The sequence below is a fragment of the Streptomyces sp. NPDC040610 genome (genome assembly GCF_055594065.1).
Genome location: NZ_JBVIXA010000023.1, coordinates 37190 through 49858, shown reverse-complemented (window position 1 = coordinate 49858; position 12669 = coordinate 37190). Strand labels below are relative to the sequence as shown.

Below are 12669 nucleotides of genomic sequence, written 5' to 3'. Positions count from 1 at the left end.
GGGGAGGGGCGGGTCAGCCGCCCGACGTGTCCAGTTCCGCGTCCGGGGAGATGCCCGCGCAGTCGTACGGGTCCTTCAGCCAGCCGTCCGGGAGGACCACGCGGTTGTTGCCGGAGGTGCGGCCGCGAGGGCCGTCGGCGCCGGTGGGCCACGGCTGGTCGAGGTCCAGCTCGCCGAGGCCGTCCTCGAGTTCGGCGAGCGAGGACGTGATCGCCAGGCGCTTGCGCATCTCGGAGCCGACCGCGAAGCCCTTCAGGTACCAGGCGACGTGCTTGCGGAAGTCGATGACGCCACGGGCCTCGTCGCCGATCCACTCGCCGAGGAGGGTGGCGTGCCGCAGCATCACGGCGGAGACCTCCCGCAGGGAGGGAGCCGCGGGCGCCCCCGTGCCCTCGAACGCGGCCACGAGATCACCGAAGAGCCAGGGGCGGCCGAGGCAGCCGCGGCCCACGACGACCCCGTCGCACCCGGTCTCCCGCATCATCCGTACCGCGTCGTCCGCCGACCAGATGTCGCCGTTGCCCAGCACGGGGATCTCCGGGACGTGCTCCTTGAGCCGGGCGATGGCGTCCCAGTCGGCCGTGCCGCCGTAGTGCTGGGCGGCGGTGCGGCCGTGCAGGGCGATGGCCGTCACGCCCTCCTCGACCGCGATGCGGCCCGCGTCCAGGAACGTGATGTGGTCGTCGTCGATGCCCTTGCGCATCTTCATGGTGACCGGCAGGTCCCCGGCGCCGCTCACGGCCTCCTTGAGGATGGCCCGCAGCAGCGGCCGCTTGTACGGCAGCGCCGAGCCGCCGCCCTTGCGCGTCACCTTCGGGACGGGGCAGCCGAAGTTCAGGTCGATGTGGTCGGCCAGGTCCTCCTCCGCGATCATGCGGACGGCCTTGCCGACGGTGGCGGGGTCGACCCCGTACAGCTGGATCGAGCGGGGCGTCTCGCTCGCGTCGAAGTGGATCAGCTGCATGGTCTTCTCGTTGCGCTCGACCAGGGCGCGGGTGGTGATCATCTCGCTGACGAAGAGGCCCTTGCCGCCGCTGAACTCCCGGCACAGCGTCCGGAACGGCGCGTTCGTGATCCCGGCCATGGGCGCGAGCACGACGGGCGGCCGCACCTCGTGGGGGCCAATCGACAGTGCCGACAGCGACTGCGTGAGCTGGGACATCGGGCGGCTCTCCGGGAACGTACGAGAAGGGGGCAAGCCTCCATTGTCCCTCACGCGCCGGACAGCTCCGCCAGCCGTCCCAGCCGCTGCTCCGTCTCCTCGTCGGCGGGGACGTACGCCACCAGGCGGTGCGCCCGCGGCTGCGGGGCCATCCAGAGGTTGCGGTGCTCCAGGCTCAGCAGCCCCACCTCGGGGTGCCGGTACCGCTTGACGTGCGGCGACATCGTCGCGACCTCGTGCCGCCCCCACAGCTCGCGGAACTCCGCGGACTCCGTGAGCAGCCCGTCGAGCCGCTCCTTCCAGGCGGGCTCGGCCCCGTGCTCGGCCATGCCCACGCGGTACTTGGCGATCAGGTCCCGCAACATCTCGTCCCGGTCGAGGAACGTCTCCCGCCAGCGCTTGCTGGTGGTGAGCAGCCACAGGCAGTTGCGCTCGCGCGGCGGCAGTTCGGTGAGCTCGCCGAAGACCTGGGCGAAGGGGCGGTTGTGGGCGAGGACGTCGTAGCGGGCGTTCTGCAGGGTGGCCGGGTAGGGCGCGATGGTGTGCATCAGGCGCAGCGCGGTCGGGGAGAGGAGCGGGCAGTCGTAGTCGGGGCGCCGGTCGACGACGCCCGCGAGGACGAAGAGGTGGCCGCGCTCGGTCGGGTCCATGAGGAGCGCGCGGGCGATGGCGTCCAGGACCTGCGCGGAGACGCGGATGTCCCGGCCCTGCTCCAGCCACGTGTACCAGGTGACGCCGACCGCGGAGAGCTGTGCGACCTCCTCGCGGCGCAGGCCCGGCGTGCGGCGCCGCGCCCCGCGCACGAGTCCCACCTGCTCCGGCGAGACGCGCTCGCGGCGGCTGCGCAGGAAGGCGGCCAGCTCCTGGCGGCGGATGTCGGGGGCCGTCGCGAGGGCTCCTGCGGGGGCCGCCGCGGCGACGGGCTCTGCGGTAACGGTCACACCCCCAGGCTGCCGCACCCCTCACCCCGTTGCCAGGTGCGCCCACTACCAGGATAAAGAGACTCTGGTACCCCCCTGGGGCGGCCATCCATCGTCGTACCCGTGACTCCCACGACCAACGGCACCCCGCCCCGTACGCGTACCGCTCCCCCGTCCCCGACCGCCCCGGAGACGCCGGCGCCCCCGAAGGGCGCGGCCCTCACCCCCCTGGGCCTGATCACCATCCTCCTCGGCGCCGCCCTGCCGATGATCGACTTCTTCGTCGTCAACGTGGCGCTGTCCGACATCGAGGCCGACCTGAACGCCCCCGCCGCCACCCTGGAGATGGTGGTCGCGGGCTACGCCGTCGCGTACGCCGTGCTGCTCGTGCTCGGCGGCAGGCTCGGCGACACGCACGGCCGCCGGAGGCTGTTCCTGTGGGGCGTCGCGGCCTTCGGGCTGACGTCGCTGGCCTGCGGGCTCGCGCCGACGGCCTGGTGGCTGGTGGCTGCGCGGGTGGCGCAGGGTGCGGCGTCCGCGCTGATGCTGCCGCAGGTCCTCGCCACCATCCACGCGACGACCGGCGGGGAGCGGCGCGCGCGTGCCGTCTCGCTGTACGGCTCCGTGGGCGGGGTCTCCATGGTGCTCGGGCAGATACTCGGCGGCGTCCTGGTCGCCGCCGACCTCGCGGGCACCGGCTGGCGCATGGTGTTCCTGGTGAACGTGCCGGTGGCCGCGCTTGCCCTGGTGTTCGCGGTCCGCGCGGTGCCGGACAGCCGGGCGGAGCGTCCGGCGCGCGGCGACCTCGCCGGGACGGTCCTGTTCGCCGCGGGCCTGACCGCGTTCCTGCTCCCGCTCACCGAGGGCCGGGCGGCGGGCTGGCCGCTCTGGTCGGTCCTCACCCTCGCCGCCGCGCCCTTCCTGATGTGGGCGTTCGCCGCCGTGGAGCGCCGCGCGGAGGCGAGCGGCGGCAGCCCGCTCCTGCCGCCGTCGCTGACGCGCGAGCCGGGCGTCCGCCGGGGCCTGCTCATCGGCCTGCCGATCTTCATCGGGTTCAGCGGCTGGATGTTCGTGAGCGCGGTGACCCTGCAGGAGGGCCTCGGGTACGGCGCCCTCAAGGCGGGCCTGACCCTGATCCCCATGGGCGTCGCCCAGTTCACCGCGTCCCTGCTCGCGCCCCGCCTGATGAACCGGCTCGGCAGCCGCGCCCTGACCCTGTGCGCGCTGGTCCACGGCGCGGGCGTCGCCGTCCTCGCCCTGACCGTCCTGTGGGCGCCGTGGTCCGCGCTCACCCCGCTCGCGCTCGCCCCGGGCCTGGCCCTGTGCGGCTTCGGCCAGGGCCTCCAGCTCCCGCTGTACTTCCGCGTCCTCCTGTCGGCCGTACCCGCCGCGCGTGCGGGGGCGGGCAGCGGCCTCGCGGCGACGGCCCAGCAGTCGTGCCTGGCCGTGGGCGTGGCGACCCTCGGCTCCCTGTTCCTGGCCCTGCACTCCGGCGTCGGCCTGCGGGCGGCGTTCTCCACGGTCCTCGCCGTCCAGCTCACCGGCCTCCTCGCCCTCGCCGCCCTGAGCCTGCGCCTGCCGCGCGACCTCGGGTGAGGCGGGGGTGTGCTCCTGGGGGCCGGAGCCCGGCCGAGGCGGCGCGCACCGCCTGGGGATACCGTCGACCGTATGCCCGAGCTGAGTCACCGGCGCCGGATGCTCGTGCTCGCGATCTGCTGCATGAGCCTGCTGATCGTGAGCCTCGACAACACCGTCCTGAACGTGGCGCTGCCCACCATGCGCCGCGAGTTCGACGCCGGGGTGTCGGGGATGCAGTGGACGATCGACGCCTACACCCTCGTCCTCGCCTCCCTCCTGATGCTCGCGGGGTCGACCGCCGACCGCATCGGCCGCCGCAAGGTGTTCCAGGCGGGCCTGCTGGTGTTCACGCTCGGCTCGGTCCTGTGCTCCCTCGCGCCCAATCTGGAGTGCCTGGTGGCGTTCCGCATGGTCCAGGCCGTCGGCGGCTCGATGCTGAACCCCGTCGCCATGTCGATCATCACGAACACGTTCACCGAACCGCGCGAGCGGGCCCGCGCCATCGGGGTGTGGGGCGGCGTCGTCGGCATCTCCATGGCGGCGGGCCCGCTGGTCGGCGGGCTGCTGGTGGACTCGGTGGGCTGGCGGGCGATCTTCTGGGTCAATCTGCCGGTGGGTCTCGCGGCCCTCTTCCTCACCGCCCGCCACGTCCCCGAGTCGCGCGCACCGAAGCCCCGCCGCCCCGACCCCGTCGGGCAGCTCCTGGTCATCGGCGTGCTCGGTGCCCTGACGTACGCGATCATCGAGGCGCCCACGGCGGGCTGGACCTCGCCGCTGATCATGACGTTCGCGGCCGTCGCGGCCACCGCCTTCGCGGGTCTGCTCCTGTACGAGCCCCGCCGCGCCGAACCCCTCATCGACCTGCGGTTCTTCCGCTCGGCCCCGTTCAGCGGGGCCACCGTGATCGCCATCGCGGCGTTCGCGTCCCTCGGCGGCTTCCTGTTCCTGGCCACCCTCTACCTCCAGGACGTACGCGGCCTCGACGCGCTGCACGCCGGGCTGTGGATGCTGCCGATGGCGGCCATGACGCTGGTGTGCGCGCCGCTGTCGGGGCGGCTGGTCGGCGCCCGGGGGCCGCGCCCTTCGCTGCTGATCGCGGGCGTGGCGATGACGGCGTCCGGGGTGCTCTTCGCGGCCTTCGAGGCGGAGAACGCGGTCCCGAGCCGCGTCCTCGCCTACGTCCTGTTCGGCCTCGGCTTCGGCTTCGTCAACGCGCCCATCACCAACACGGCCGTCGCGGGGATGCCCCGCGCCCAGGCGGGCGTCGCCGCCGCCGTCGCCTCCACCAGCCGCCAGATCGGCCAGACCCTCGGCATCGCGGTGATCGGCGCGGTCCTCGCCTCGGGCGTCGCGGCGGCCCACACGGATTCGTACGCGGCCGACTTCACCGAGGCGAGCCGCCCCGCGTGGTGGATCATCGCGGGCTGCGGTGCCGCGGTCCTGGCCGTCGGGGCCCTGACCAGCGGGGCGTGGGCGCGCGGGACGGCGCGGCGGACGGCGGAGCGGCTGACCACGGAGGAGCCCACCGCGTGGGTTTCAAGTGACAAATAACAGATGACAGATTTCAAAACTTGAAATCTGTCAGTCGAGGGTGCATGGTGGAGACACGGCGCGGTCGCGCCGTGGTCGCGGCGACCGCTCGCCGCCCCCTACCCAGCACACGCCCAGGAGCCCTCATGCGCACCCTGAAGCTCGGCACCACCGGCCCCACCACCTCCGCCCTCGGCCTCGGCTGCATGGGCATGTCCGCGCTGTACGGCGAGGCCGACCGCGCGGAGTCCGTCGCGACGATCCACGCCGCTCTCGAAGCGGGCGTCACACTCCTCGACACCGGCGACTTCTACGCGATGGGCCACAACGAGCTCCTCATCGGCGAGGCCCTGCGCAGCGCCCCCGCCGCGCACCGCGAACAGGCCCTGACCAGCGTGAAGTTCGGCGCCCTCCGCGACCCGGACGGCGGCTGGTCCGGCTACGACGGCCGCCCGGCGGCGGTGAAGAACTTCGCCGCGTACTCGCTGCAGCGCCTCGGCGTCGACCACATCGACGTCTACCGCATCGCCCGCCTGGACCCGGACGTCCCCGTCGAGGAGACCGTCGGAGCGATCGCCGAGCTGGTCGAGAAGGGCCATGTCCGCCACATCGGCCTCTCGGAGGTCAGCGCCGAGTCCCTGCGCCGCGCGGCGGCCGTCGCCCCCATCTCCGACCTGCAGATCGAGTACTCCCTGATCTCCCGCGGCATCGAGGCCGAGATCCTGCCCACGGCCGCCGAACTCGGCATCGGCGTCACCGCGTACGGCGTGCTGTCCCGCGGCCTGATCTCCGGGCACTTCGAGCGCGACCGGCAGCTCGCCGCGAACGACTTCCGCGGCATGAGCCCCCGCTTCCAGGGCGACAACCTGCAGCGCAACCTCGACCTCGTCGACGCCCTGCGCAAGATCGCCGAGAGCAAGGGCGTGAGCGTCGCGCAGACCGCGATCGCCTGGGTCCTCGCGCAGGGCCCGCGGTCCGGCGCCGCGATCGTGCCGCTGGTCGGCGCCCGCCGCCGGGACCGGCTCACCGAGGCGCTCGGCGCCCTGGACGTCACGCTCGACGACGCCGACCTCGCCGCGATCGAGCAGGCCGTCCCCACCGACGCCGTCGCGGGCGCCCGCTACCCCGAGTCGCAGATGGCGCACCTCGACAGCGAGCACTGACATGACCGGGCACCGGCGCCGCCCGCACTGCCCGCACTGCCGGGGTTGGCAGGGCCGGCAGGGTTGTCAGTGGCGACAGGTACCTTCTTGACCATGGCTACGACCGAGACTCTGACCGCCGAGCGCATCCTCGCCGCGACCGAGGAGGTGCTGCGCCGGCACGGCGCCGCCAAGGCGACCGTGGTGGACGTGGCCCGTGTGCTCGGCGTCAGCCACGCCAGTGTGTACCGCCACTTCCGCACCAAGGCCGCGCTGCGCGAGGCGGTCACCAAGCGGTGGCTGGACCGGACGTCCGACGCCCTGTCCGGCGTGGTCGACGCCGACGGGCCCGCCGAGGACCGGCTGCGGCGCTGGCTGGCCGGGCTCTTCGAGGCCAAGCAGCACAAGGCGGGCGACGACCCCGAGCTGTTCGGGACGTACACGGTCCTGGTCGGCGAGGCCAGCGAGGTCGTCGACGAACACATCGCCGACCTCACCGGACAACTCGCCGCGATCGTCCGACAGGGCGTCGAGGGCGGCGAGTTCGCCCCCTGCGACACCGACGTCACGGCCCGCGCCCTGTTCGAGGCCACGGCCCGGTACCACGACCCGGTGTACGCGCCGGACTGGTCGCGCGCGGACGCGAAGGACGCCTTCGACTCGCTGCTCGACCTGCTCGTCCGGGGCCTGCGCCCCTGACCGCGCGTTCGAAAGGGCGCCCGATTCCCCTGTTCCGCTGACTCGCCCCCGCCCCTCCTGATTCCCTGAACCCCGGCACACCCGTGGGACACAGGAGGCGTGAAGTGGCTTCAGAGACAAGCGAGTTGGCGGGGTCCGGGCGGGTCGGAGCCGAGGTCGAGGCCGACTACATCGTCGTCGGCGCCGGGTCGGCCGGATGCGCCGTCGCCGCACGGCTCAGCGAGGACCGGGGCGACGGGTCCGGGGCCCGCAGCGTGCTGCTGCTCGAAGCGGGTCCCCGCGAGACGAAGGCGGACCTCGCGACGCCCTCCGCGTGGCCCTCGCTGTTCGGCTCGGACGTGGACCACGGCTACGCGTCGGTGCCCCAGGGCGGGCTCGGCGGGGTCGCGCCGCCCTGCCCGCGCGGCCGCGCCCTCGGCGGCTCCAGCGCCATCAACGCCATGGTGTTCCTGCGCGGCCACCGCGCCGACTACGACGCGTGGGCGGCGGCGGGGTGCGACGGCTGGGGGTTCGACGACCTGCTGCCGTACTTCCGGCGGATGGAGTCCGTGCCGGGTGCGGGTGCGGGCGCCCGGGCGGGTTCTGGTGCGGGTGCGGGGTCCGGTGCCGGTACGGGTGCGGGGTCCGGTGCGAACTCGGGTGCGGGCACCGGCTTTCGCGGCGACTCCGGCCCCCTGCGCCCCTCCCCCGTCCCCGCCGCCGACGTCAACCCGCTCTCGCGGACGTTCGTCGCCGCCGCGGCCGCCGCGGGCCACCCCCTCACCGACGACTTCAACGGCCCCCACCAGGAAGGCGCGGGCCTGCACGACCTGTCGGTCCTCGACGGGATCCGGCAGAGCGCGGCCGACGCCTATCTGCACCCCGTCACCGCACACCGCCCGCACCTGACGGTCTCGACCGACTCCCGCGCGCACCGGCTGCTCTTCGACGGCGACCGCTGCACCGGCGTGGAGTTCACCCGCGACGGCGGCACGGTACGGGCGTACGCGCGCGCCGAAGTGATCGTCAGCGCGGGAGCCGTCGACTCGCCCCGGCTCCTCATGCTGTCCGGCATCGGCCCGGCCGACGAGCTGCGCCGGGCCGGGGTGGCGGTGCGCCACGACCTGCCGGGCGTGGGCCGGAACCTCCAGGACCATCCGCTGTGCGGGCTCGTGTACGCGGCCGAGAAGCCGATACCGGCGGGCCGCGCCAACCTCTCGGAGGCGTCCCTGGCCTGGCGCAGCGACGCGTCCCTGCCGGGCCCGGACATGCAGCTGATGTTCATCCACGTGCCGTACCACCCGCCGACGATGACGGCGCCGGAGAACGGCTTCACCCTCGGCGTGGCCACGGTCCCGCGCGCCCGGGGCTCGGTGCGGCTCCCCGACGCCGACCCGGAATCGGCGCCGCTGATCGACCCCGGTTATCTCGGCGACGAGTCGGACGTGCGGCGGATGCTGCACGGCCTTGAGGTGGCGCGGGAGATCGCGGCCGCGGACCCGTTCGCGGAGTGGGGGGTGCGGGAGGTGCTGCCGGGCGCCGGGGTGACCGACGCGGCGGGGCTGCGGGGGTTTCTCGCTGCGGCGACCGGGCCGTACTTCCATCTGGCGGGCAGTTGCGCGATGGGGAAGGGTCCGGATGCGGTGGTGACGCCTGACCTCAGGGTGCGGGGGGTCAGGGGTCTCAGGGTTGCGGACGCGTCGGTGATGCCGTCGATCGTGTCGGTCAACACGAATGCCGCTGCGCTGGTGATCGGGGAGAAGGCGGCCGACTTGGTCCGCGGCGCCGAGTAGTGCTTCTTCCTCGCGCCGTGCCGGTGTGGTTGCGGATTCGGGGGCGGGTGCCTTGTGGCTGGTCGCGCAGTTCCCTGTGCCCCTAGGGGGCTCGGGGCTTGCCTATGAGCCCGCGGAACCCGACGGATCCACCGTCGCCTGATGCTCCTGCGCCAGATGTTCCTCCGCCTTGAGCCACGGCAGGAACTGGGCCTTGCGGCTCCAGCCGCAGGTGTCGCAGGTCAACTGCCGCTGCACGCCCGCCTTTTGCACATGGACGACATGTTCGCGCCCGTGCTGGTCCCATCTGCTGACCTTGCTCGTGGTCGTCGAAGGCATGGCGCCCAGTGTGCAGCAAAGGCCCCCGGTTCCGTGGCCGGAACCGGGGGCCTTCGTGCCAAGAAAGCGTGAACGTCAGCAGCCGACGAGACGCGTCGCCAGGTAGCCCTCGATCTGGTCGAGGGACACCCGCTCCTGCTTCATGGTGTCGCGCTCGCGCACGGTCACCGCGTTGTCCTCCAGGGTGTCGAAGTCGACCGTCACGCAGTACGGCGTGCCGATCTCGTCCTGGCGGCGGTAGCGGCGGCCGATGGCGCCCGCGTCGTCGAACTCGATGTTCCAGTTCTGCCGGAGCGCCGTCGCGAGGCCCTTGGCCTTCGGGGACAGCTCCGGGTTGCGGGACAGCGGCAGGACGGCGACCTTCACCGGGGCGATGCGGTGGTCGAAGCGCATGACCGTGCGCTTCTCCAGCTTGCCCTTGGCGTTGGGGGCCTCGTCCTCGACGTAGGAGTCGAGCATGAAGGCGAGCATCGTGCGGCCGACACCGGCGGCGGGCTCGATGACGTACGGAGTCCAGCGCTCGCCGGCCTCCTGGTCGAAGTAGGAGAGGTCCTGGCCGGAGGCCTTGGCGTGCGCCGACAGGTCGTAGTCGGTGCGGTTGGCGACGCCCTCCAGCTCACCCCACTCGGAGCCGCCGAACTGGAAGCGGTACTCGATGTCGGCGGTGCGCTTGGAGTAGTGGGAGAGCTTCTCCTTCGGGTGCTCGTACCACCGCATGTTCTCCTCGCGCAGGCCCAGGCCGGTGTACCAGTTCCAGCGCTGCTCCATCCAGTACTCCTGCCACTTCTCGTCCTCGCCCGGCTTGACGAAGAACTCCATCTCCATCTGCTCGAACTCGCGGGTGCGGAAGATGAAGTTGCCGGGCGTGATCTCGTTGCGGAAGGACTTGCCCATCTGGGCGATGCCGAACGGGGGCTTGCGCCGGGAGGTGGTCTGGACCTGGGCGAAGTTGGTGAAGATGCCCTGGGCGGTCTCGGGCCGCAGGTAGGCGACGGAGCCGCTGTCCTGGGTGGGGCCGAGGTGCGTGGACAGCAGACCCGAGAACTGCTTGGGCTCGGTGAACTGGCCCTTGGTGCCGCAGTTGGGGCAGTTGATGTCCGCGAGGCTCTCCGGGGCGCGGCCCTTCTTCTCCTCGAAGGCCTCCTCCAGGTGGTCCGCGCGGAAGCGCTTGTGGCAGGAGGTGCACTCGGTGAGCGGGTCGGTGAAGGTCGCGACGTGGCCGGAGGCCTGCCAGACGTCGGTGGCCAGGATCACGGACGAGTCGATACCGACGACGTCTTCCCGCGAGGTGACCATGTAGCGCCACCACTGGCGCTTGAGGTTCTCCTTCAGCTCGACGCCCAGGGGTCCGTAGTCCCAGGCGGCGCGCTGGCCGCCGTAGATCTCACTGCACGGAAAGACGAAGCCTCGGCGCTTGCTCAGGCTGACGATGGTGTCGATCTTGTCGGCGGCCACGGTGCTCTCTTCATTACGACGACGGCGAAGCCACGCTTCGGGGCTGACGAAGCGCATGCCTCAGGAGCGAATGCTTCAGATTACCGGCGGCCGTACCCCTCGGATCAAATCGGTTGTGCTCGCGACGGGTTCCGGCCGTGCGGGGCGGGGCGCGGCGGCGATGGGTGGGTCGTACAGCCATCGCTCAGCGCGAGCGGTTGTGTACAGATCGGCACTTTGTTGACAACGGTTTCCAATTTTGTTGAAAATGACTGTCATGAACGTACGACGCCTCATACCCACCGCCGCCCTCGCGACCGCCACGGTCCTGGGCGTCACCGCCCTGTCCGGCTGCTCCTCCGACGCCGCGGACAAGAACAACGAGGGCAAGCTGGACGTGGTGGCGTCGTTCTACCCCATGGAGTTCCTGGCCAAGGAGATCGGCGGCGACGACGTCGAGGTGACGACGCTGACCGAGCCCGGCCAGGAGCCGCACGACCTGGAGATCAGCGCCAAGCAGACGGCGCAGCTGGAGAACGCGGACGCCGCGCTCTTCCTGAAGGGACTGCAGCCCTCCGTCGACGAGGCCATCGGCCAGTCCGGCATCAAGACCAAGATCGACGCCGCCTCGCTGACCAGCATGGAGAAGCACGGCAACGAGGTCGGCGGACACCCCGACAAGCACGAGGAGCACGACGAGCACGGCTCCGAGGAGGAGCACGGCGAAGAGGGCCACGAGGGCCACAGCCACGAGACCCCCGGCGGCAAGGACCCCCACATCTGGCTGGACCCGGTGCGCTACGCCGAGGTCGCCGAGGGCGTCGGCAAGGCCTTCGCGAAGGCCGACCCGGACCACAGGGCCACGTACGAGAAGAACACCGCCGCCCTGGTGAAGCGGCTCAAGGGCCTGGACACGGACTTCAAGAACGGCCTGAAGAACACCGCGTCCAAGTCGAAGGTCTTCATCACCACGCACGCCGCCTTCGGCTACCTCGCCGAGCGCTACGGCCTCACCGAGGAGGCCATCTCCGGCCTGGACCCGGAGAGCGAGCCCAGCGCGAACCGCGTCAAGGACCTCCAGGAGATGGCGAAGGCCGACGGCGTCACGACCGTGTTCTACGAGACGCTGGTCAGCGACAAGACCGCGAAGACCCTCGCGAAGGACGCGAAGCTCAAGACGGCCGTGCTCGACCCGATCGAGGGCATCACGGACAAGTCGAAGGGCGACGACTACATCGAGGTGATGCGGTCCAACCTCGCCGCCCTCCAGAAGTCCCTCGGCGCCAAGTGACCCCCGCCACCAGCCCGTCACCGTCACGGAAGGCATCCGCCATGGCCGACGCCAAGAGTGAGCCCGTCATATCCCTGCGCGCGGTGACGGCGGAGCTGGGCGGCCGCCCGGTGCTCCGCGGCATCGACCTCACCGTGGCGCGCGGCGAGGTGGTCGCGCTGCTCGGCGCGAACGGCTCCGGCAAGTCCACGGCCGTGCGCACGGTCATCGGGCAGGTCCCGGTCACCGGCGGCGCGGTCGAGATCTTCGGTACGCCGCGGCGGCGGTTCCGGGACTGGGCGCGGGTCGGCTACGTCCCGCAGCGCACCACGGCCGCGGGCGGCGTCCCGGCCACGGTCACCGAGGTCGTCACGTCCGGGCGGCTCTCGCGGGCCCGCTTCGGCGTGCTGCGCAGGGCCGACCGCGAGGCCGTGGCGCACGCCCTGGAGCAGGTCGGCATGGCGGACCGCGCCAAGGACTCCGTGAGCGCCCTCTCCGGCGGCCAGCACCAGCGGGTCCTGATCGCCCGCGCCCTGGTCTCCGAGCCCGAGCTGCTGATCATGGACGAGCCGATGGCGGGCGTCGACCTGGCCAGCCAGGAGGTCCTCGCGGCCACCCTGCGCCGCCAGGTCGAGCAGGGCGCGTCGGTCCTGCTCGTGCTGCACGAGCTGGGCCCCCTGGAGCCGCTCATCGACCGCGCGGTCGTCCTGCGCGACGGCTGCGTGCTGCACGACGGCCCGCCGCCCAAGGCCGTCGGCCAGCACGCGCTGCCCGGCCACGACCACGTCCACCCGCACGACGCCGACGCGGCCCCGGTCCGCACCGGCCTGCTCACCTGAGGACC

The 12669-nt window shown here is 72.4% G+C and carries 11 protein-coding genes; 7 read left to right on the top strand and 4 right to left on the bottom strand.

Annotated elements, in window-relative coordinates:
- Positions 1 to 13 precede the first annotated feature (13 nt).
- Together dusB and ACZ6AA_RS39805 are read right to left on the bottom strand one after the other, a co-directional pair.
- Positions 14 to 1162 (bottom strand): tRNA dihydrouridine synthase DusB, encoded by a 1149-nt coding sequence (dusB, locus tag ACZ6AA_RS39810; protein ID WP_471463346.1) that lies wholly within the window; start codon positions 1160 to 1162, stop codon positions 14 to 16.
- A gap of 50 nt (positions 1163 to 1212) precedes the next feature.
- Positions 1213 to 2103, bottom strand: coding sequence for a helix-turn-helix transcriptional regulator (locus ACZ6AA_RS39805; protein ID WP_468449626.1), 891 nt, complete (start codon positions 2101 to 2103; stop codon positions 1213 to 1215).
- Between the two features lie 102 nt (positions 2104 to 2205).
- Between ACZ6AA_RS39805 and ACZ6AA_RS39800 the strand changes: the two genes are divergently transcribed.
- From ACZ6AA_RS39800 to ACZ6AA_RS39780, 5 genes are all read left to right on the top strand, one after another.
- Positions 2206 to 3678 carry an MFS transporter gene (locus tag ACZ6AA_RS39800; RefSeq protein WP_471463344.1) on the top strand — a complete coding sequence of 491 codons (1473 nt, stop codon included), beginning with the start codon at positions 2206 to 2208 and terminating at the stop codon, positions 3676 to 3678.
- 72 nt (positions 3679 to 3750) lie between these two features.
- Positions 3751 to 5211 (top strand): MFS transporter, encoded by a 1461-nt coding sequence (locus ACZ6AA_RS39795; RefSeq protein WP_471463342.1) that lies wholly within the window; start codon positions 3751 to 3753, stop codon positions 5209 to 5211.
- Between the two features lie 125 nt (positions 5212 to 5336).
- On the top strand, positions 5337 to 6353 hold the full coding sequence (locus ACZ6AA_RS39790) for an aldo/keto reductase (RefSeq protein ID WP_468449629.1): 1017 nt from the start codon (positions 5337 to 5339) through the stop codon (positions 6351 to 6353).
- A 93-nt stretch (positions 6354 to 6446) separates the two neighbouring features.
- A complete protein-coding gene (locus ACZ6AA_RS39785; RefSeq protein WP_468449630.1) occupies positions 6447 to 7031 on the top strand; it encodes a TetR/AcrR family transcriptional regulator in 585 nt (194 codons plus the stop codon).
- Between the two features lie 104 nt (positions 7032 to 7135).
- A complete protein-coding gene (locus ACZ6AA_RS39780) occupies positions 7136 to 8803 on the top strand; it encodes a GMC family oxidoreductase (protein WP_471463340.1) in 1668 nt (555 codons plus the stop codon).
- A 102-nt stretch (positions 8804 to 8905) separates the two neighbouring features.
- Here ACZ6AA_RS39780 and ACZ6AA_RS39775 read toward each other — a convergent pair whose 3' ends face one another.
- Together ACZ6AA_RS39775 and ACZ6AA_RS39770 are read right to left on the bottom strand one after the other, a co-directional pair.
- Positions 8906 to 9121 (bottom strand): hypothetical protein, encoded by a 216-nt coding sequence (locus ACZ6AA_RS39775; RefSeq protein WP_468449632.1) that lies wholly within the window; start codon positions 9119 to 9121, stop codon positions 8906 to 8908.
- A gap of 75 nt (positions 9122 to 9196) precedes the next feature.
- Positions 9197 to 10576 carry a glycine--tRNA ligase gene (locus tag ACZ6AA_RS39770; RefSeq protein WP_030357666.1) on the bottom strand — a complete coding sequence of 460 codons (1380 nt, stop codon included), beginning with the start codon at positions 10574 to 10576 and terminating at the stop codon, positions 9197 to 9199.
- 256 nt (positions 10577 to 10832) lie between these two features.
- Between ACZ6AA_RS39770 and ACZ6AA_RS39765 the strand changes: the two genes are divergently transcribed.
- Entirely contained in the window at positions 10833 to 11846 is a 1014-nt protein-coding gene (locus ACZ6AA_RS39765) for a metal ABC transporter substrate-binding protein (protein WP_471463338.1), read from the top strand.
- 41 nt (positions 11847 to 11887) lie between these two features.
- Positions 11888 to 12664, top strand: coding sequence for a metal ABC transporter ATP-binding protein (locus tag ACZ6AA_RS39760; protein WP_468449634.1), 777 nt, complete (start codon positions 11888 to 11890; stop codon positions 12662 to 12664).
- Positions 12665 to 12669 lie beyond the last annotated feature (5 nt).

Bases quoted from the DNA above. Each gene is read 5' to 3' on its own strand.
- dusB (WP_471463346.1), bottom strand. From the start codon at position 1,162: ATGTCCCAGCTCACGCAGTCGCTGTCGGCACTGTCGATTGGCCCCCAC.
- ACZ6AA_RS39795 (WP_471463342.1), top strand. From the start codon at position 3,751: ATGCCCGAGCTGAGTCACCGGCGCCGGATGCTCGTGCTCGCGATCTGC.
- ACZ6AA_RS39790 (WP_468449629.1), top strand. From the start codon at position 5,337: ATGCGCACCCTGAAGCTCGGCACCACCGGCCCCACCACCTCCGCCCTC.
- ACZ6AA_RS39785 (WP_468449630.1), top strand. From the start codon at position 6,447: ATGGCTACGACCGAGACTCTGACCGCCGAGCGCATCCTCGCCGCGACC.
- ACZ6AA_RS39775 (WP_468449632.1), bottom strand. From the start codon at position 9,121: ATGCCTTCGACGACCACGAGCAAGGTCAGCAGATGGGACCAGCACGGG.
- ACZ6AA_RS39765 (WP_471463338.1), top strand. From the start codon at position 10,833: ATGAACGTACGACGCCTCATACCCACCGCCGCCCTCGCGACCGCCACG.
- ACZ6AA_RS39760 (WP_468449634.1), top strand. From the start codon at position 11,888: ATGGCCGACGCCAAGAGTGAGCCCGTCATATCCCTGCGCGCGGTGACG.